Here is a 19,875-nt window from a genome sequence, read left to right on the forward strand (position 1 = left end):
GTATTTTTTATTTTTATCGTCCACATTTAGACCACGGGATAAGCGAGGCTGTGCAACCGCCCACTTCTGCGGGCAGCTTAATTAGCCAAAGATTAATGAGGTTTGTCCGTTGCTTTTGGGGTGAGGCTGGACGGGATCCACGGTTTGCGGTTGGGAAATGGTACGGGTAAAGGTTTCATGGCTCACGAACGTGCAACCGCAATTGATATTGGTGCATTGGTTATAACGTTCTTTGGTGGTTGTGGTGATATAGCTTGATGAGCGAGTGTGTGCGGCTTGGCCGCACAGCGGGCAATGCATCATGGCGGGGTTCTCCGAGATGCCCTGACTATGGTCAGTATTGCTAATAATTATGCACAATTATTGCTGTTTTGCATCACTCCATTTCCAGATCATCAATCTTGACCTCCAAATCGAGGGCGGTAGTAAAACCGCTGTTGTTCAGTGAGTGAGTCACTTTAACCAACGTCCAGTTGGCCTCATCGATCTCTTTTTTGAAACCTGAAACAGTGACCGGTGCTTCTGGGTAAATGTCTGCACGTCCACGCGCAAGCTGAATAGAGAAGGTCGCAACACCACGCTGAATACGTTCCCAGTTGGCCTTTGCCGCGCGCTGTGCGTTATATTTTGATGCGTAGGTATGGCGCAGTACCAATACATTCTCATCACTGCCGATCAGGTATTCCCCCTGTTTTTCATCGACAACCACAGGTTTTTTTACCCGACGGCGTTTAACCTTCACCTGTTCGCTTTGCGCAGTGCGGGTATTCAGCCAGTTGGCCACAACGCCGGTATAAGCTCCCCTATCGGTTAGCGTGAATTGATGGCTATCACCTGACTGACGATTAATGATGATTGCCGGGATCGATTTTCCCCCGGCGGTCATATTTTGCCCCTGTTTAAAAAACAGCAGATTGCCGTTTTTTATGGCGGCCACAGCGCCATTCTCTTTTGCCAGTCGGGTGATAAAACTCCCGTCTGACTCGGTAGTTTGGTCGATATGCTCGATCTGAATGTTTGCCACATTCTTATTGATGATTGCCGCCAACTTATTGCGGCCGGCAATGGTTCGGACAATGTCCCCTATGGTTTTTTTATGGTAGGAGGCATCGCGTTGCACATTCAATGTTTGCCGAAAATCGGCACTGCGGGCTGTTATGGTCAATACGTCAGGTGCGCCAGCATGGCCGATTTCATCAACGACAAACGTCCCTTTATCGATCACCCCGGTATCTTTCCAGCCAAGTGCAACAGCCAGGCTGACGCCACGGCGGGGCAGCTTCAAATTGCCTTCGCTATCGTCAAGTTCAATATTTATCTGGTCAGCCTCAAAGCCCCGGTTATCCGTTAGCGTCAGGTTGATTAATTTTTCTTTCACCTTCCCGGTGATATCAACGCCCTCAATGCTAAGTGTGTACGCCGGGGTATTGTCGCCGCCGAATTTGTCTAACGTATCGATCAGGCTCATGACAGGTACCCGCCGACGGTATCGGAAACCTGCTCGGCCAGGTCTTCAAATTGCTGAGACAAATCGCCGAACATGTCTTTTAGTCCTTCATCCGTGCGCTTGAGCGTGATCGTGAACTCAATACGACGGGCGGAGCCATCCGCAAAGAATACAGTTTTGGTACGGCTCAGGCTCTCGATCACGAACATGCCATGTATTGCGCCACTCCCCTCAATCAATGACCAGGCCTTGCCGGTTTCCGCCATTAATTGGATAGCCATCAGGGAAACACGGCCCCCGGTTAATGCCGGCAGCAAAACGCCGCTTAGCGTGATGGTTTCATCATCCGGCCCCAGAAACTGGCTTTGTGGGCGAAGCCCGACGCGGCTATTGGTCGGATGCCGCCAGGCCATCTGGTGCTGAAACTCCTGGTATGGAACGGTTTGCAGCATGAATACGAACATGCCTAATGCCATCATCATAATGATCGTCCTCACTCGATATCGTTAAAACTGCTGTTCGCTCTGGATCTTGCCTGCCGTTCCCGTGCATCCAGTTGCCGAGCAACTTCCCGCGCAATGTCCTGCGGGTTGTGGTGGGCCTGAGCGACAATCTGAATAGGGGCGTGAATGTCGATGTAAGTAGCTCCGCCCTGGTGATGTGATGTAGTGGCCCCTCGTTGATACTGACTCCCCGGCAGGCTGTAGGGATGCAAGGGGGCGTCCGCAGCGGTGGCAGGGCCACCCATAAATAACGCGGCGACTGCCGCCATGGAGGCGGTATTCTTGCGACTGGTGACATTCGCCGGCCCGTTGACAATTTCCGGGCCATACTCACCCACGACGCCAAATTTCCCCAGGGGGATCCTGCCGCCGCTGTCATGTTCACCGGTGTAACGACGGCGTATGGCATCAGCAGAATTACCCTGCGCTGCCGGCGTCATAGTTACGCCAGCGCGGCGGGCTGCATCTGCAACGGCGGGATTGGTTTGCGCCAAGATGCGTGTTTTTTCCGATTTGTCCTTAACTTCATCCAGTTTGCCCAGTACCCACTTGATTGATTTTATGAGTAATTTTAGCGGTGTAAGTGCTAATTTAATGCTGGCTGCCAGAAATTCGCCGAACTTTTTCCCCGAGGATGCCGCGCCATTCAAATCTTCTTTTGTCGACTTTATCGGCGTGAGCAGGTCGGTAAACCAGCCCCACAGCGCTTTAACTTTGTCACCAATCCAGGTGAATATTGGCATCAGTGGCGCGAAGGCGTCTTTGATGGGGGCTGTCGCAGTTTTGAACCCATCAACTACACCACCCAGGAAAGCTTTGATGGGTTTCCAGTATTTATAAATCAGCAGGCCTGCACCGACGACAGCGGCAGTGATCAGGCCAAGAGGGCTAACCAAAATACCGAACATGCTCCCCAGGCTGCCCAGGGCGAAACGCAAGAACCGCAACGGGGACGTAGCCAGCCAGGTAAAGACGCGGCCAATGCCCTTAATCCCTTTGGTTGCAGTCTGTAGCGGTGATGATGCGAAAGACGCGACGGCGCGCCCGGCGCTGCCAAGGTGCTGTTTAGAAAAGGTCAGTGCATTCTTTCCCGCTTCCAGCAGTGAACGGCCGAAACTACCAACCTGTTTTGTGGTGATCGGGGTGGTGCTGGCAAATTTCAGCATGCTGAGTGACAGGTTGGGCAGCAGGCGGATCCCCAACATGCGTGTGCTGAATCGGAGCAGGGCGAACGGCCCCAACAGACCGACAACGGCGATGGCCAACGTACCGAAAACGGTGGTTGAAATGGCGGCCGCTGCGCCAAGCTTTACGAGGGCGGCGCTGATTTTTGGATGTGCTTTAAGGAACTCAGCAATGCCATGTAAAAAGTTGCTGATGCCTTTTGCTGTTTTGCGCAGCCAGGCGTCATTTTTTTCAAATAATTCAACGCTGATATTTTCCAGAGCGGCATGTAACATCGTCATGTCGCCTTTCATGTTATCCAGCATGGTATTGGAAACCCGCAGGGCCTCCCCGTCGTACTCACCTGGCGCGCCGCGCATCTGTTGCAGCTTGCCGTCTGACACTGCCCGCATCAGCTCACCAAATCCGGTGACGGCATACATACCGGCAATGTCTTTAAAAATCTTGCCGCGATCGACGTTCCCCATTTTTGACGTTTTTTTGTCGATATCTTTTAGAATATCGACCAAATCACGCATGTTGCCGTCTCTATCTTTGGTTGTTACGCCCAGCTTTTTAACCGTGGGGCTGTTACCGATACGGCTTAGAATGGCACGCATCGCTGTACCCGCCTGGCTCCCCTGAATGCCAGCATTACCCATAATTGCCGTGGCAGCGGATACGGTTTCCAGGCTTTGCCCATACTCACGCCCCACGCCGGCGGAATATTTCAGTGATTCGCCCAGCATGGGAATATCAACGTTGTTACGGGTAAACAGGGCGGTTAGCACGTCGGCCACCCTGTCCATTTTTTCCGCAGGGATCCCCATGGCGGTTTGGATGTTTGACGCAATATCGGCGGTGGTGCCAAGGTCAATGTCACCGGCAGCGGCCAGATTCAACATCCCCGGCATCGCTTTTAAAACTTGCTGGGGTGAATAGCCTGTTCTGCCAAGGAAATATTGTCCCTCGGCCACCTGGAGATCGGTGAATTTTGACGATAGCGGCAAGGTTCGCGCCTGGTGCCGCAATGACTGCATTTGCGGATCGGCTTTGGTTGGGATGCGCGTCACTGCCTGAGTTTTACTCATCATCGCATCGAAGTCATAGCCCACATGCAGGGCGTCAACCAGTCCACGGACCATGGCGCGCCCGGTAGCCATTGACGTATAGCCCACCCCGGCGGCCATCACTTTGCGCTGATTGCTTTCATCATACTGATGGCGCGCGGCATTCAGCCGCTTTTGTTGCTGTGCCTGCTGGTCTAATCGTTTCTGCTGCGCGGCTAATGCACCCGTCACCCCGGTGATGTTTGACCGCAGAGAACGCTGAGCCTCGCCCAATCGATTTGTTGCCACGCCGCTGTTTTGCAGGGCGGTGCGCTGGTTTTGCAGTGAAAGCCGTAAATCAGCGAATTTCTGTTGAAGCTTGGCCGCTTCTTCCCTGGCTTTCTGAAATTGGCGGGCCTGCTTGGCGGTCGGGCCGTCAGTGGATTTCAATGCAATGGCCAGATCGCGCGCTTTATCGCGGGCCGTGTTCAGCGCCTGCGCGGCGGCGGCAACCTGGTTTTTGGTCTTGCGGAAACCGTCAATTTTCCCGGCTTGAGTATCAAGCTGTTTTAGCTGGTCTTTTGTGGCTTTAACCGACGCGGCTAGCGCTTTATTGCTGGCCTGCATGGATTTAAACGGGCGGGTGATTTTATCGACCGCACTCAGTAAAACCTGCAATCGGAGGTTTTTGTCACTCATCACTTGCCCCGCTGCGGATAATGGCTCTGTGCCGCCATTCCAACAGCTCGGCCAGCGGCATCAGGTCGGTAACGGTTGGCGGCCAGTGGAAAACGGCGGCAATGTCCGCCGTCAGGTCTTCGACGGTTAGCTGTTTAGGAAATCGGATCTGACCGAACTCGGTAAGAAAAAAAGTGCCAACGCTTGGGACAACTGATACAGGTCTGCCGGATCCAGGCTGGCGACTTCGTTAGCCGTCAGGGCCGGGGAGGTGATACGCGGTAACACGGTGATCAGTGAATTGACGTCAGTTTCAATCAGCTCCTGCAAACGGGTGCCACGCAACGCACCGGCGTTGGGTTTGTTCACGGTTACTTCGGTGATCTGGGTGGTGCCGCGCAGGACAGGGATGTCCAGGATCACCGGTTTGTTCAACAATTCGGTAACGGCATTACTCTGGCCATCATCAATTTCAGTGTTTACAGTTTTATCGATTTTCATTGTTTAACCTTCATTTTGTCTGGTTTACTGGCCCCTCGGGGCATGGAAACACCTGTGCAAGTGAGCAGGGCGGTTACAGGCCGATAGCGCGGCGGTGTTCTGCCAGGCGGTCGACGCCATCCACGATTTCGATCATGTTCACCACGTCGATTTCAAGCAGGACAGTGCCGTCCATCGTCAGCTTGTAATAGGTATTTTTGGCGCTGAGTTTGGTTTGCGTGTTGTCACCCTGCTTGTAGTTGCCAAAATCAAACTCAGAAAAACGACCGCGCATGACCACTTCCACGGCGACAATTTCGCCGGTGTCATCGCGCTGGAAAGAGCCAACAAAACGCAGCAGTACGCCATCAACCTTGGCGATCCCCCACTGCTTATAAAGCTGGGCCTCAATGCCGCCAAGGGTGATTTCTGCGTCCAGCGCGCCATCATCGATCCCCAGATCAACGCCGGCACTGCCGTTCATGCCACCGCCGCGATACTGTTCAAGCTTTCGCGTCAGTTTCGGCAGGGTGATTTCTTCAACGACGCCCTGATAGTTGTTGGCGTCGTTGAATAGGTTTAGGAATTTCAGTTTGCGTGGTAAGGCCATCGCGTCCCCCTTAGCTGTTCACGTTCTGAGTGAAATTCATCAGATACTGGTCGGTGATACGCTGGCGCAGCAGCAGATTTTCCAGCGGCGGCACGGGCGTGTAGTTGTAGTCCAGGATCAGCTTGCCCGCCTTCAACGTGTCTTTATCGTTGGCCGCATCATCCATCCAGCAATCGCCGTCGATAATGTAGCCGCCGGATTTCAGCTCACGGAATTTGGCCTTGATGCCTTCGATAATGTCTTTGGCCAGGGAAGGGTGCATCGGCTGATCAACGGCCCACATTTGCGCTTCGGCCATGGTGTCAGCCAACACCTGCGCGGTGCGGGTGTAGTTCTCAAACTGGAACAGCGGATCATCAGAGCAGGTGCGGGAACCCCAGAAACGGAATCCATCTTTGCGGATCAACGTGGTGACGTCGTTTTGGTTCAGCAGATTGGCGTCGGTGGCCGTATCCTGCAAATCCCAATACACGTCAGCGCTGATGCCGGTCACGCCGTTGACGCCGACGTTTGACAGGGTTTTGTGCCAGCCGGTTTGCTCATCAATCTTGGCGCGCAGGCCTAATGCACGGGCCGTTGCGTAGGCTGTGGCGGATGCGTTGGTCACGCTGTCCCAGCTCAGGAAGTCTGGCCAGATCAACATAGCTTCACGCTGGCTGAAATTTTTACGGTAATCGATGGCTTCGGCCACGGTTTTACAGCCATAGGCGCTTAGGTACGCGAAGCCGCGCAGGCTTTGCGCGATAGCTAACAATTCAGAGGCTACAGCCTCATTATCATGACCGGGCACACCCAGAATGCGGGGTTTTACACCAAGCTGGCTTTGCGCGGCCAACAGGGCTTTCATGCCGGTTTTTTTGCCTTCGGTGGTCACGCCGCCGATGATGTTGGTGGTGGTTTCCGCTTCGGTGTCGCCCTGGGCGACACGCACCACAATAGTGACAGGTTTTGTCTGGTCGCCGATGGCGTCCAGGGAACGGGCCAGGGTGCCAGACTCGCCGGCTTTGCCGCTGGCGGTCAATACGTCGGTGAGCAATACGGGCGTGTTTAACGGGAAGGTTTTCGCATCGGCGTCATCACCGGTACAGACCAGCCCAACAATAGCCGTGCTGACGGTGGTGATGGTGCGGGTGCCTTCGTTGATTTCCTGCACGCGCACGCCGTGGTGGTAGTCTTGAGCCATTAGGTGGATCTCCTGTAACGGTGTTCCCCTATGGTGTCTGCGGCAGGCGGTTAATGCATGTGGTGGGCTTTGTGTGAGGGATGGCACAAGGTGCGCGGTGAGCGCTTAAGTGGAGGGAATGTATAACAATGACTGCGTTTAACGAAGAATGAAAGCCCCGTGCGGGGCTTATGTGTATTAGCTTAGACTTGACCTGACACAGCTATGGCACTGAGCCAAAATCAATCTGACAGGCAGCTCCGTGCCAAGAGCGGACGCTGTCAGTACCTTTCTCCTTAAATATAGGAATCAGGCCAGTTAATGGGTGAAAGTTTTCATGAGCAGATGAATTAAACTAAACATGCGATGATATAGGTATTCAATATGATCGCTCTCTTGAATTTTCACCTGATTCATTTCGGCGTGACGTATAAAATATTCGTTACCAATATCGGTCAAATATTTAGCTTCAACTTCCAAAATATTTCGAAATTCAGGTGTGGCAGCTGCATCATCAAGTAATTGTTTAGCTGATATTTTCTTATTTGATGGGTTGTGTACACTTTTCAGCCGCTCCCAGAAATCCCAGAGTTCTTTCACTGCGTCATAGCGAACTTGAACATCAAAATTTACGATTTTAGCATTTGCGCGAGCAAGTATTTTCTTTAGCTCAACTTCCGCAGGAACATTCACGCTGGACATCATTTGGACTAATTCAGGACTAAGAAGCCGGATGATTTCTCCTGATTTTTGAAGCTCGTAGGCCATACCATTTCGGGCAAAAATGACGTTAACATTTTCGAGAAATTCATTTCTTCCAGTATCAACATCAAAATCGTGAATATGAGTGTGACGGTAGAACGAGTGGTAATCATTGCCTTCTATAGGAGCTGCAACTTGTTTATAGCAAAATTGAAGTAAATCCATAACGACCACATAGTCTGGTATGAACGTAACTTGTGTTCTTGACCTGTAGCCATACCAATCTACATCTTCAGGATCGACTCCCAATGGCCATCCTATATTTGGTATCTCTGCCTGTAGTGCAGCTTTGAAAGTATCTTCATTTGTACCAATGCACCCTTGTCCGTCAGGGCATTCTTCTGGAAAATTTTTCCCAAAATAACCCTTCTTTACCAGAACATTGATGTATGAGACAAGCCCGGTCCAGACGGTCATAGAGACATCATTACTCGTTCTCGGTACAGAGCCTTTCTCTTTATCGCTAAAATATTCCACGTTCACCCCCGGAAGTTTATGACTTTCCGAAAATCTATGGCTGATTCAATTGTTGAGCAAGCATAATTGAGTAAATGCATTGAGATCGACGGAAAAAAACTATCCTGCACCCATTTTCGCTTCTCGCTCAAAGCCGACTGTCAGTTCAGGTCTGAGCTAATCCGCTTATGCTACACGGTGCCACAGCATTTGCAGCTTGTGCCGCTCAACGATGCTGATCTCCTGCCCTTGGCCCAGCGCGTCAGTTTTCCCCGCAACGGGGTGGCCGTGCGGGCCTAATTCCATTTCGTGATCGTGTTCGCCGGCTTCGTCCGTTTCGCCTTCCTGATAAGGGTCGAAGAATACCCGATTGTTACCGCCCAACTCATAATTACTGTTGCGTTTAGGTACGCCATGATGAACGTGTTTACCACCAGGCTTGGTGCGCTTCGTCCCAAGGTCGGTATCTTGTGCCGTCCCTGACACGCTGATTTCTTCCGCCGGCAGATTGGCACGCGCAATTGTCACGGTGTCGCTGCCACCCTGGGTGCCAACATCGGAGCCGTCTGCTTTCGCCGTTCTGATTGTCAGGTGTTCGCCGGCATACTCCCACGTTGACCACGGCCAACGTTCATTGGGATTTAAGTTCTGGTTGAACAGACGAGAAGATCCTACCGGGTTATCCAGCTCCCACGCCTGGCTCACTGCTGCGGCGACTGCGGCTTTGATTGCCGCTTTGATTGCTGCCGGCGTTGCGGCTAAGTCTTCGCTATCACTGTCCGTGTCATTGCTCAACTGGGTAAAACCTTTGGCTTTCAACGTAGCGTCCGGGTGATTGCGCGAGTGTTCATGGTCTGACAGTTGGTCATCGGTATAGTCTTTGACCTTTTCTTCCAGGGCATTAATGTCTTCGACCGTTGCCAAAATAACAGACGGATCAGCAATCAGTTCCACACTCGCTGTGCTGCTGACTTTCAACTGCATCCTGATGATTTGGAAGCGGCCAGAGCCTTCGGCCAGCAATGGCTTATAAGTTTCCGGCATATTGCCAACCGCGATGCATTCGCCATCCTCGGCGTAGAGCGCTAACTCGCGAAGCCAGAAGCCGCCAATTTGTGGCGGCATAATCATTTCAGCTTCAATAACGCTGGCGTCACTGTCAGCGATCACCAGCTTATTCAGTTCAGCCCGATATTGCTCGCTGACGAGTCTGGTATTGATAGCACTCGGCTGCGGTAGCCGTCCGCCACCGTCGCCGACGGCCATCTCTTTAATCGCTATTGGCGTGCCCGTGACGGCCGCGTTTGCCAGCCGTTCTGCGCCAGCATCGGTGATCACTGCGCTGTATTTTTTATCGTTCACGCTCAGGCCTCCATTATCCAGTTGTTTTCTCACGATTCATTAAATGGAGATCCCGCGGCGGCTGTAATATCCCTTGAAATACAGGTAAATCTGCATCAATTCTTCATCGCTCAGTACGCGATCAAAAATCAGGTCTGCATACTGGAGGTGCTTTGGTGAACCCTCAACACGACTTTGGCCGATGAAATAAGTGAGCGCCGGGTTTGCGAAAGAGGTTATCGGTAAACCGGGTGCTGAAACTTTTGCTTTTGCGTTGGTCAAATCACCAAGGTGCAGAGCGTTACCCAGATCTCTGCCATAGAAAAATGCCGGACTGCGGTCAGTGCTCAGCGTATTTAAGCCGGCGCTGTATGCATTGCTCCACGGACTACCATCCGCGCCGGTTCCTTTATAGTGCGAATACATATAGAGCGCTGATGGCGTAGGCCCTTGTGTTACCAGTGACTTGCCAGCATCGGCGCTGCCTTTGAAGCTCGAAATCAAAAAGCAGCGGCTAGTTTGCGTCGAGTCGGTATTGGTGGCGATTGAAATCAGCGTGGCTTTCTCGCTGGTCGGTACGCGAGTATCCAGGTAATTGTTAGTCGAAAATTCGAAAGCCTCGCCTTTCTGCGTCGGGTTTCCGTAGGCAATTGCTGGCGCGCCGCCGGGTGCCAGGTTGGCCGTCAGGTTTCCTCGGCCAAAGATGTTGGCATATTTCAACCCTTCGGTGCTGAAAGGGGGATTCCATCCATCCGGTTTTGAAATAAACGCGCCGGCAACGTTTGATTTAATGACCATGACCATAATAATTATTCTCCGATCTCGATCGGCTCACAGAATTGCACCGATGGGTTATTTAATGGGTAAGGTTTACCAACCAGTTCAGGTATATTTTCATCAGCATATTGCCCAGAACCTGCCTTGTATTCGTAAGTTGCCAGTGACGCAAAAGGATCGCTGTCGAACACATTCCCGTTGCCGTTATGGGTTGTTTTATCGCCATACCATAGTTTTGCAGCGCCTACAGGTTCAGCCGCCAGGGTGATTTTTATGATGGTGTCAGCGGCAATTTCTACGGATTCAATCGGGACAGCCGAATCTGTGGAGTCTGTGACGCGGAAACCCTTATCTGCATATATCGTCGGCGTTCTTCCCACATACGCGGGGCGGAATTGCAGGGGTGGGCTGGGGACGTGATACAGCACATAGATGGTTCGACCGATACGGATGATTCGGATAGGGCCGAGTGCCTCCCATCCCTGGCCCTCGTTCAGCACGCGGTGCATGACCTTGGCAAATTGCATGTCCATCCAGCGGTAGCCATTACTGGTCAAATGACCGCCTTTATCCGGGTATGGATAAGATGGGGTGACAAGGTATGCATTCTTATTTTCCTTGCAGAATTCCCACTGCGCCATGCCGATAGCCAGATCGTATTTATCGACGGTATAGCCGCCGCCGGTCTGGTACATGAATATCGCAGGTGGGGATTTCTGGCCGGCAATACCATAGGCCATATTGTTGGTCATGTTCGGGAATAGCGTCTCTAGTTTCCCTCTGTAACCCGTCTTGGTTTGCACGCCGCCGCGTGTCCCGTTGTAATTCCACTCACCTTGGAGAAAGATAAAGGCAGCAATGGCATAGCTGACACCCATCTGATCGGCAATATTCTTGACCTGCTGAACCGCCTGTAGGGGACGCTGATAAAGTTCTGGATTTGCACCTTTTGATAGTTCTTCAATGGTTCGTCCATTAACGCCGGTGCTTGATACAACAAAACGCCGGGTTGGGTCTTGCTCCAGACAGTTCTTTTGCAGCCAAAGCTTGCGAAGGAAGTTCCCGAGTGCCGCGCCGCCTTCACCTTCATTACCCGCGCCTGGTTGCAAAGCGGCGGTTTCGTCATTGGTGATTACACGATCACCTGAGCCGGATTGCACCACAGCTTTTAATGGCTTCAACACCGCTTCGCCGAGTGGGACAAATTCGGGAGCGGTGCGGCTGGAAGGGCGCACGCTATCACCCAGCATCAAATTATCATACCCGGCGATCGGCTCATCGCTGAGCACGGGCCAGCCCTCCTGCTGCGTGCCGAGGCTTTGACTGTAGATCACCAGATGGTTTAAGGCGGAAACTAGGCGCTGAATGTCGGCGTTATACTGGTCGCGCACTGATTGCGAATAGGCTTTGTTTTGCGCGTCGTAAGCGACGAGATCAAACTCAGCCGCAGCACTGCCACCGCCGAGCAGGTTCCCATCGAGATCGATATAATCTTTAAAAAAACCGTCGACGTCTTCAAGCCGTAGCCAGGCCTCGTGCGTTGTTTGGGTTGAAAACGCACCGTGCCCTTGTAGCGCACCCGGTGCAACGTCGCCCGCAGCGCTGACAATCTCAACAATAAAATCATCGATGTCTTGATAGATCACACCAGGCCGATCGCCCACATGTGTTATTTTCAGGTCATCAAGAAAAATACCCTGGGGAGAGAGCAGGCTTTTAATTGTGCCAAATGCGCCATTATCAAATAAACGCCACACCGAAAAGTAATCATCATCAACAATATCTAGCAGAAGATTGCTGATTTCCTCATTAACGTGAAAGTAATCCGTGACCTTTTTTACCAGTTCACCTGACGGTAATGTTCTTCCGGTTGGCGTGGCTTGACCGTCAATATTTTTATATTCAGCTACCCAGGCATCGGCGTTTTCAATACGTACAGAGAAACGTGCGTTTAAGGTGATAATGCCGTCATTAATTTTGGCCTGCGCTTTTTCCTCATTATCAAAAGGCTGCTCGCCAACGGATAGCCCTTCAATAGCCTGTTTTAAATATTGGGTGCGATTCGCCAACTGCTGCGGCTGGATATTAGCAACACCGTCACGACCACCTTTTACTTTATCCCCACGCTGAATTTGATAAACGCTCTCTTCCCAGCGTCCACTTTCGGTAATTTTTGTCATATTACTCCCCGGAGTAGTGATAACTGCCGCTGAAATTTGCAACGCTGTTGTATTTAATGCTGTCGTCCGGCTCGTAATCGGCGGGGTAGACAGTGACGATATCGCCGTCATGCACAGAGACGGCGGAATAAATAAAGCCGCTGACCTTTGTCGCGATACTCAGTTGCGCAATGTGTCGGCTAACGGGTCTGGCATCACCGATCAACCGTTCAAGCTCACGGACAATTTCCTCTGTGATCCCGACGTCGTTCACGTCGATAGTGAGACGGAACGTGCCGCGCGGGTCGGCGACCTGCCACCATTCGGCGATTGACATTGAATAGCCCATGGCCTCAATCACGCGCCGGATGGCGGCGATCGTTCCCTTGCGGCGATGGATATAAAAGGCGTCTTTGACGGCCTTGCGCTTTTCCGCTGGCGTCCATTTCTCATCCCAGCGATCGACCGAAAAAGCCCAGGCCAGATAGGGCAGGAACTTGACCGGACAGCGGTCAGGGTTCCACAGGTCACGCAGTGGGGTATTCAGATCGCTGATGCCGGCGCAGGCTTGTGCCGCGCGTCGTTCAAGCGGGGTCGAACCTGACGGCAACAGGCTATTCATCGGAACCGCCGATCCGGATGCGGTAATCGGTACAGTTGGCCGCCTGGGTGCGGTCTAACACCACGTCAGCCAGGGGGGCCGCCAGTTCAACGCGTTGCACGCCCTGGGTATGCAGCGCCGCATAGATGGCCGACAGGCGAATATCTCGGCCTAGTCGGCGTTGCTCGTTGATGTAGCTTTTAAGGCGCAGTTCAGCATCGGCCATGATGGGTTCGATTGCCGGGCCGGGGTAGACATACAGCGTGGCGTCGATCTGGTAATTGACGATCTGGGCGGATTGCACGGTCAACCGATCAGCCACCGGGCGAACTTCCTCGTCATTCAATGCGGCGCTGACGGTGGCCAACAGTTCGGGGGATGCGGTGCCGTCACCGTCGCGAGACAATACGCTGATCGTGACTTCTGCCGGGGCGGGACTGATGGCGGAGGCATCCGCGACTTTGCCGTCCGCACTTTGTGCATGAAACTCATATGCCCCGGTCGGGCCGGCGACGCTCATCCCTTCAAAGGCCGCCGGGATGCGCTGGCGGTAATCGGCGTCCGACTCCTTCACTTCCTCAACTGGCGGGATAGCTTCGTCATCTGCCGGGACGATCGTTAATCGTGGCGTGTTGTTGTTTGCACCAAGCTGTTCAAGGTCATTGCCGATGGCGTAGGCCACCATGACCGCCTGCGCAGCTTCGTTGACGCGCTGGCGCAATAACATCTCCCGATAAGCTGACTCTTGCAGGATTTTGACGATCGGCTCGGATTCAAAACCCAATGTGCGGCGTACCGCCTCCCGTGCTTCTTCGGGATACAGGCTGATTAACCGCTCTTTTCGTTCGGAAAATAGCGTCTCAAAATCCAATGCCTCAATGACATTGGGGCGGGGGAGTTGGCTCAGATCAATGGTGGCCATTATTGCCCCCTGACAGGTAATGAGAACTGGATACGCCCGGCGGTGTCCGTTCGGTTGCCGACCAAATCAACCACCATTTCCCCGTTAACGCTGGAAGCGAGATTGATCGCAGTGAGGGAAATGCGGGTTTCCCAGCGCAGAACCGCACCATAAATGGCGGCCATCATTTGGAGGTTCAATGCGGGGTTTTGTGGCTGGTCAATCAGGGTCGATAGCTGCGAACCGTAGTCACGACGCATGACACGACTACCGACAGGCGTGATCAAAATATCGCTGACCGACTGACGGATGTGTTCGATCTCGCTGATAGCCTGGCCATCGTTACGGTTCATGCCGAGATACATCATGATGCTGGCCCCCCGGTGCTGCCGCCGCCGTTCTGCACGTTGCCGTGATAATGGATGTGGATGATCACGCCGTTGGAATTAAAGCTGCCGCCGGTGTGGGTGATATTCCCGTACATTTCGCCGCCGTATTTGAGCAACAGTGAGCCGGCAATCAATTTATTGGTGCATTCCACGACGGGCGCATCCAGGGTGATCATCTGGCTGGCCGTCACCATCACGACGTTGGCGGTGGCGCTGATTTTTTCAGAGGCCTGAATATCGGCCTGTTTCATACCTTTTGCCGTCAGCGTGCCGTTTTCTGGTTCGTACTCAATGACAGCGCCGTCCGGGAAATCCAGGCGGACAGCATCGGGTGACGCCGAGGCGGCGGGATACTGATCCGAAAATACCCCCGGCAGTACAAAACCGGTGGTCAAATCACCGAAGATGCTCAGCACAATTACCTGTTCGCCAACCGATGGGGCAGACCAAAAGCGCACGCGACCGGCACGCAGCGTCAACCAGTTCAGCCAGTCGGTTTCATTTTTCCCGATTTTCACGCGGCACAGGCCTTTGGCCGTGTCCACTTCGGAGACGGTGCCAATGCGCACAATGTTAGCCAGGAGGCGTTTTAGTTCGGCGATGGATGCTTTCATGCTGCCAGTGTGCCGCGTGCGGGCGCGTGGGGCATTTTGTGTGCCTTGTGCCAGCGATGGCACAAGGCGGTGACGTGGTCAGAAAGGCGGGGTGATTATTTGGCGATGTGCGTCAACGCCAGATCCTTAATCCATTCAATATCGGCATCGGTGAAGCCCAACAACTGCCGGCGCGCATAGCGCACGGTGGGGCCGTCTGGGCTGACTTTATCCCGCAGGCCGTAATGGTGGACGGCGGATAAATTGGTCACACCGGGGGCAAACGTTACGGCGGCTTCATCGGTGTTGGATTCTGTTTTCATAAAACGCGCAGTGCGCAGCCGGGTAAACATCTTGCGGCGGTTGCGCCCGTGCTTGTCCTGCCGTTTGTTTTTACGCGGTATGTACGGCGAACCGTCCGGGTTCTTCTGTTCCTGAATGTGCTTTTGCTGGCGCTGGCGCAGCTCTTTGGCCACCTGGCGGGTAAATACCTGGCGGGACTGCGGGGAAAGCTGCTGGAGCAATACGGACAGCGTTTCGTCCAGCGCCTGGAAGTCGCTTAAGCCGCCCATGCTGCCACCATGCGGCCTTCCATCCAGATTTCATAACTGCTGAGGTCGCTCGGCGGTGGCGGCGGTTCATCCACATGCCTGACGTTCAGCTTGCCGTTGTCCTCGCCGACGATCACACGTTCGGTCAGTTTCAGATCAATGCTGATATCCCGCGCGGCATTATTCAGGAAATCGGCTTCAAAGGTGAAGCCATCGCCGCGTTTATCCGGGTTGGCCATGATATCGGGCTGATGGGTACGCAACCAATGCAGGATGGGCACGATCAACAGATTGGCGTCATCGGCATAGCTGGTCACGATAAGGTTCAGCGTGTACTGATATTCAAAGGACAGCGACGGGGCCAGGGTGGAATAAATCACCCCTTTATCGATAAAAATGTGCAGGCAATCGGGGTTTTGCTTCACATACTTTACGGAACCGCTCAGGGCCGCGCGAAGTGAGTCCGGTTTTAACATGATCGCTCCTACGGTTGCGCCAGGCAGACGTTGTGGATGTAGTCTTGCAGGCCCGCTATTTGGCTGTGGGCGGTTTCAATTCGCTTTCTGAGGGTGTAATAATCCCGTTGAGCGGCGTCAGTAAGTCGGGGGCCGTCTGCATCAGCCAGGCCGGCGGCGGCGGCGGTTGGGCATGTGGCACTGAGCCGCAGCCGGCGACGGCCATCGGCAACATCACGCTGCAAATCATCAATTTTACTTTTCGCATCGGTTAATTCCCGGCTTCTGTTTTCGTCTATGGCAGCAACAGCACGCTGCGTCTTGTTTTGCCAATCAATCTGGCGGGTCAGCTTACCGTTGGCATCCTGCAATGTGTCGCGCACCTGGCGCAGCCCCTGATTGCTGTAGAGCAGGAAGGCCAGCAGGCAGAGCAGGATCAGGACGATGACGGCAATCATACGGGTCATTTTTGGCCCCAGGCGCAGACTTCATGCTCTATATCGCGGCGGTTCATCAGGCCTTTCCACGGTTTGCCGCCGGCGTAAATCCACTGGCGAAGGCCAGCACACGCGCCGGCTGCGTCGCCGGCATTCAGCTTGCGCAGCAGGGAGGAATGCTCAAAAGCGTAAACGCCCACGTTGTAGCTGAAACTGATCAGCGCGGCTTTTTGGTACTCCGTCGCCGGAACCTTTACCGACCGCTCAACCGAACGGGAAAAGGGGATCAGGTCTTTATCCAACATGGCCTTGCATTGCGCCAGGCTGTAGCGCTTGCCGGGGATAATATCGGCCCCGGTGTGGCCGTAGCAGACTGTCAACACGCCTGCGACGTCGCGATAGGGTTCAAGCCTGACGCCTTCCAGTTCGGGGATCATTAATGTGGCGATCGCCACTGCGCCAGTACCGGCAGCGCCAAGCAAGCTTTTCCGCAAGGTAGATGACATCGCCATTATTCGGCCTCCTTACGGAACAGGCGGCGCTTTACCGGCGGTTCAGTGATGATCCCGGCGCTCACCCCTTTCTCATAGGCTTTGGTGCGCCGCCAGTCGAAATAGGTCTGCGTGAGATAGGTGATCAGGCCCAGGATAAAACCGCCGATCACCGCAACCTGATTCCAGTCCACATGGCGGAACCAGTCGACCAGACCGCCGGTGCAGAGTCCGCCGGCAATGCAGTAGTTAAGACCGGCGGCAAGTTTTTCCGTCATAATTTTCATTCTCCACCTCCCGCCCGCAGGGGGTTAATCCCATAATTGAAGGGTTTGCACCGATGCGGCCTGAATGATATCCGGCATGTCTACCGGGCAACCGTGGGGCAGAATTGGCCCCCGATCGGCCAGGCCCGGATTACTCAGCAATACCTGCTCGGTGACACCCTGTGTTTTGCCGTAATAGCGCTGGCACAGTGCATCAACGGTGTCACCCTGGTGCGCATAGACTTTCATCAGATCAACTCAATCGTCATGCGCGGCAGTGCCTGGCAATCATTAATGGCCCAATCCGCATCGCGGCGCAGGTCGTCAACGGTTGGCTCCAGCGATTCGGCCCGCTTGTTGCCTGAATTGGTGGCGTCAAAGCTGCGAAATCGCTCGGTAAGGCTGGCCTGTGTCAGACAAAACACCGCACGGCGATAAAGCTGTACGCGGGTACTTTCATCATCCAGACGGTCGGCAGGAACCTGATCCAGCTCGCTATATCCCGCGCTTTGTTGCTGTTTTCGCCAGTTGGCCAGGCGATCGTTAACTTCATTGATGGCATTGCGGGCAGCTTCCAGCAGGCGCGGCTGTGTGATCGTGCCGTCCTGGCGCATATCTTCCCGGTACTGTTTCAGGTCGATATCCGGCCAGAAACCCGTATTTTTGATCACCGTGCTGGCCGGTGGCACGGGAGCCGGTGTTAAATCAATTTCCAGATTGTTGCCGGGGTTATGGTCGCCCGGTGCGGGTTCAATCGCTATGCTGACCATGGTTTTTTCTCTGTGAGTCGGGCGGTGGACGGGAGCGTTGATACGGTTAAAACCTGTCGCGGCTCCCGTGCCGCCCTCGCCGGGGGCGATTCGTTAACTAGCTGCTTTGATCTGTTTTTCCAGTTGCTTAATGTCAGATTTCACACCGGAATTTTCATCTTTCAGCAGGGCCTTTTTTAATGTGTCCAGGGCAAGCACGTTGTCACCGTCTTGACGCAGGGCATACCCGGCGAATTTATACAGCCGGGCTTTGACCTTGTCCGGCATATCCTGCCCTGTGAGCAACTGCTGAGCGCGGAGTAACTGCGCGGTATCCAGCGGCTTATTGGCCGTCATGCTGCGTTGTGCGGCGGCGGCCAACTCTTCGGCAATCAGGCAACCGGTAGAGCGTTCGAAGCCGTCCGGGGCAACCAAATCATGCTTGATGGCGTATTCACCGATATTCAGCGCGGTTTCCATGTCGCCCACGTCCAGCAACCAGACCAGCACGCGCATCAAAATGGCGTCCTGCCTGCCAGCATCACTTTGCAGCACACCGGCCACCCACGGCATGTACGTGGGGATCATGCTGCGTTTCAGTTCCGCCTTGGTGTCGTGGGACTCAACACCGCTCAGCCTGGCCAAGTCCTGCTGCATCTTGAACAGCAGCAGGTCATAGTTGCCCAGGTGGCTCAGGCTGGCCGCCTCACTCAGTGAGGAGGATTGCTGCGCTGCGATATATTGCTTATGCCTGCGTGCCGGACTGGTCATGGGTTAACCCTCCGTCGGTGCCGGTGCGGCTGGTTTCAGGATGTCGATGTTTTCGATCAGTGCGGCGCATTGGTAATCTTCCACCACATAGGCCTCGTTGACCGATTCGTAGTTTTCAATGCGATCGCGCTTCGGGTTGTCGATGATGTGGCGGAGGCGGGTGCCGTCCTGCCAGTAAATAGACAGGTTATCCAGACGGGTGATCAGAATGGTGTTATCCGGGAAGGAAGGGACGCGCACCGCCTGCAACCCACCGATGCGTTTTTGCGAGATAATGACGTCTGCCGCCAGCATTTCGCTGTTTTCCTGCTCTTTGTTGACGATAGGGAAGTATTTATCCGCCAGCAGGGAGCGCCCGACGATGGCGACCAACTCGGTGTCGTCCTGGAACCAGGCGGCGATCAGTTCGTTGACGGCATCCATAACGAGGGCGTCCAGGTTGTGATAGTCGCCAGTTTTGCCGATGCGGATTTTTTCTGACACGACAGCGCCAGCCTCATCCAAAATCTTTGACATCACCTGATCCGGCGCGCCTTTGCGGATTTTTTCCAGCCAGCCAATATTCACGTCCTGCAACAGCTTGTTGACGGTGAAATCGGACGTTTTTGCACGCTTTACACCGTTCCAGCCGATCATGATGCGATCCAGCGCCTGACGTTTCACAATCTGGTTGCGAATTTTGACCTGGAAATCCTTGAATTTGGCCCATGAATCCAGTTTTGAGTATTTCAGCGCGGTGTCAAAGTTGGTCTGGGTACACATGTAGCCTTGTTCATCCAGACTGGTTGGATCGATGGGTTCACGGTCTTTTTCATCGGTGTTGGTGGTGCTGGCAACCGGGCGATCAATCCCCAGGCCGATTTTGTCACCGCTTTGTTCATCAACCGGGACAATATTGATTGTTTTCAGGAAACCGCTGCTTTCCTGGATTTTTTCTTCCAGGGTTTGGCTGACGGACGGCTCCACGGTGAACTTTGCCGCCACATCCAGGGCATCAATGCCGTTGATGTTTGCAATCTGGTTCACATACTTCTTGTACTGCTCACGGGTTACCTTTCTCATTTCTCTTTTCCTTTAATCGGC

Annotated in this window: 25 protein-coding genes; all 25 read right to left on the bottom strand. The window is 53.7% G+C overall.

All coding sequences use genetic code 11. The features are described 5' to 3' along the window. Positions 1-81 precede the first annotated feature (81 nt). Positions 82-303: an ogr/Delta-like zinc finger family protein gene (locus LQ945_RS22855; RefSeq protein ID WP_115182712.1), complete on the bottom strand. Its 222-nt coding sequence runs from the start codon at positions 301-303 to the stop codon at positions 82-84. Positions 304-376: 73 nt separating this feature from the next. Next, the gene (locus LQ945_RS22860) at positions 377-1,468 is read right to left on the bottom strand and encodes a phage late control D family protein (protein ID WP_270101797.1); all 1,092 of its coding nucleotides are present in this window, start codon (positions 1,466-1,468) and stop codon (positions 377-379) included. After that, entirely contained in the window at positions 1,465-1,929 is a 465-nt protein-coding gene (locus LQ945_RS22865) for a phage tail protein (protein WP_270101798.1), read from the bottom strand. The genes LQ945_RS22860 and LQ945_RS22865 overlap by 4 nt, the downstream gene beginning before the upstream one ends. Positions 1,930-1,940: 11 nt before the next feature. Further along, positions 1,941-4,862 (bottom strand): phage tail tape measure protein, encoded by a 2,922-nt coding sequence (locus LQ945_RS22870; protein WP_270101799.1) that lies wholly within the window; start codon positions 4,860-4,862, stop codon positions 1,941-1,943. Next, positions 4,855-4,977: a GpE family phage tail protein gene (locus tag LQ945_RS22875; RefSeq protein WP_112362424.1), complete on the bottom strand. Its 123-nt coding sequence runs from the start codon at positions 4,975-4,977 to the stop codon at positions 4,855-4,857. The genes LQ945_RS22870 and LQ945_RS22875 overlap by 8 nt, the downstream gene beginning before the upstream one ends. An 11-nt stretch (positions 4,978-4,988) precedes the next feature. Next, on the bottom strand, positions 4,989-5,342 hold the full coding sequence (locus tag LQ945_RS22880; protein ID WP_270101800.1) for a phage tail assembly protein: 354 nt from the start codon (positions 5,340-5,342) through the stop codon (positions 4,989-4,991). Positions 5,343-5,415: 73 nt separating this feature from the next. Next, positions 5,416-5,931, bottom strand: a complete 516-nt coding sequence (locus LQ945_RS22885) for a phage major tail tube protein (RefSeq protein WP_270101801.1) — start codon at positions 5,929-5,931, stop codon at positions 5,416-5,418. A 10-nt stretch (positions 5,932-5,941) separates the two neighbouring features. Next, on the bottom strand, positions 5,942-7,114 hold the full coding sequence (locus LQ945_RS22890) for a phage tail sheath protein (RefSeq protein ID WP_270101802.1): 1,173 nt from the start codon (positions 7,112-7,114) through the stop codon (positions 5,942-5,944). Positions 7,115-7,411: 297 nt separating this feature from the next. Next, on the bottom strand, positions 7,412-8,332 hold the full coding sequence (locus LQ945_RS22895) for a stationary phase or STEss regulating sigma factor (RefSeq protein ID WP_270101803.1): 921 nt from the start codon (positions 8,330-8,332) through the stop codon (positions 7,412-7,414). 165 nt (positions 8,333-8,497) lie between these two features. After that, on the bottom strand, positions 8,498-9,673 hold the full coding sequence (locus LQ945_RS22900; RefSeq protein WP_270101804.1) for a phage tail protein: 1,176 nt from the start codon (positions 9,671-9,673) through the stop codon (positions 8,498-8,500). 39 nt (positions 9,674-9,712) lie between these two features. After that, a complete protein-coding gene (locus LQ945_RS22905; RefSeq protein ID WP_270101805.1) occupies positions 9,713-10,456 on the bottom strand; it encodes a hypothetical protein in 744 nt (247 codons plus the stop codon). Positions 10,457-10,461: 5 nt separating this feature from the next. Further along, a complete protein-coding gene (locus LQ945_RS22910; RefSeq protein ID WP_270101806.1) occupies positions 10,462-12,609 on the bottom strand; it encodes a hypothetical protein in 2,148 nt (715 codons plus the stop codon). A gap of 1 nt (position 12,610) precedes the next feature. Beyond that, complete coding sequence (locus tag LQ945_RS22915; RefSeq protein ID WP_270101807.1) at positions 12,611-13,210, bottom strand: phage tail protein I; 600 nt, start codon at positions 13,208-13,210, stop codon at positions 12,611-12,613. Next, the gene (locus tag LQ945_RS22920; RefSeq protein ID WP_270101808.1) at positions 13,203-14,111 is read right to left on the bottom strand and encodes a baseplate assembly protein; all 909 of its coding nucleotides are present in this window, start codon (positions 14,109-14,111) and stop codon (positions 13,203-13,205) included. Before LQ945_RS22920 ends, LQ945_RS22915 begins: the two co-directional genes overlap by 8 nt. Next, entirely contained in the window at positions 14,111-14,458 is a 348-nt protein-coding gene (locus LQ945_RS22925) for a GPW/gp25 family protein (RefSeq protein ID WP_270101809.1), read from the bottom strand. The genes LQ945_RS22920 and LQ945_RS22925 overlap by 1 nt, the downstream gene beginning before the upstream one ends. Next, positions 14,455-15,093, bottom strand: coding sequence for a phage baseplate assembly protein V (locus LQ945_RS22930; protein WP_270101810.1), 639 nt, complete (start codon positions 15,091-15,093; stop codon positions 14,455-14,457). The genes LQ945_RS22925 and LQ945_RS22930 overlap by 4 nt, the downstream gene beginning before the upstream one ends. 95 nt (positions 15,094-15,188) lie before the next feature. Beyond that, the gene (locus tag LQ945_RS22935; protein ID WP_270101811.1) at positions 15,189-15,644 is read right to left on the bottom strand and encodes a phage virion morphogenesis protein; all 456 of its coding nucleotides are present in this window, start codon (positions 15,642-15,644) and stop codon (positions 15,189-15,191) included. Beyond that, positions 15,632-16,099: a phage tail protein gene (locus LQ945_RS22940; RefSeq protein ID WP_259216830.1), complete on the bottom strand. Its 468-nt coding sequence runs from the start codon at positions 16,097-16,099 to the stop codon at positions 15,632-15,634. Before LQ945_RS22940 ends, LQ945_RS22935 begins: the two co-directional genes overlap by 13 nt. Before the next feature lie 8 nt (positions 16,100-16,107). Continuing rightward, on the bottom strand, positions 16,108-16,545 hold the full coding sequence (locus tag LQ945_RS22945; RefSeq protein WP_270101812.1) for a lysis protein: 438 nt from the start codon (positions 16,543-16,545) through the stop codon (positions 16,108-16,110). Next, positions 16,542-17,027 carry a lysozyme gene (locus LQ945_RS22950; protein ID WP_270101813.1) on the bottom strand — a complete coding sequence of 162 codons (486 nt, stop codon included), beginning with the start codon at positions 17,025-17,027 and terminating at the stop codon, positions 16,542-16,544. The genes LQ945_RS22945 and LQ945_RS22950 overlap by 4 nt, the downstream gene beginning before the upstream one ends. Beyond that, a complete protein-coding gene (locus tag LQ945_RS22955; RefSeq protein WP_099062514.1) occupies positions 17,027-17,293 on the bottom strand; it encodes a phage holin in 267 nt (88 codons plus the stop codon). Before LQ945_RS22955 ends, LQ945_RS22950 begins: the two co-directional genes overlap by 1 nt. Before the next feature lie 24 nt (positions 17,294-17,317). Beyond that, positions 17,318-17,521 carry a tail protein X gene (locus LQ945_RS22960; protein ID WP_049211534.1) on the bottom strand — a complete coding sequence of 68 codons (204 nt, stop codon included), beginning with the start codon at positions 17,519-17,521 and terminating at the stop codon, positions 17,318-17,320. Then, entirely contained in the window at positions 17,521-18,042 is a 522-nt protein-coding gene (locus tag LQ945_RS22965; protein ID WP_270101814.1) for a head completion/stabilization protein, read from the bottom strand. The genes LQ945_RS22960 and LQ945_RS22965 overlap by 1 nt, the downstream gene beginning before the upstream one ends. A gap of 93 nt (positions 18,043-18,135) precedes the next feature. Next, positions 18,136-18,792: a phage terminase small subunit gene (gene gpM / locus LQ945_RS22970; protein WP_270101815.1), complete on the bottom strand. Its 657-nt coding sequence runs from the start codon at positions 18,790-18,792 to the stop codon at positions 18,136-18,138. A 3-nt stretch (positions 18,793-18,795) separates the two neighbouring features. Continuing rightward, positions 18,796-19,854: a phage major capsid protein, P2 family gene (locus LQ945_RS22975; RefSeq protein WP_270101816.1), complete on the bottom strand. Its 1,059-nt coding sequence runs from the start codon at positions 19,852-19,854 to the stop codon at positions 18,796-18,798. Positions 19,855-19,875: the final 21 nt, after the last annotated feature.

Source organism: Serratia liquefaciens (assembly GCF_027594825.1).
GTDB lineage: Bacteria > Pseudomonadota > Gammaproteobacteria > Enterobacterales > Enterobacteriaceae > Serratia > Serratia liquefaciens_A.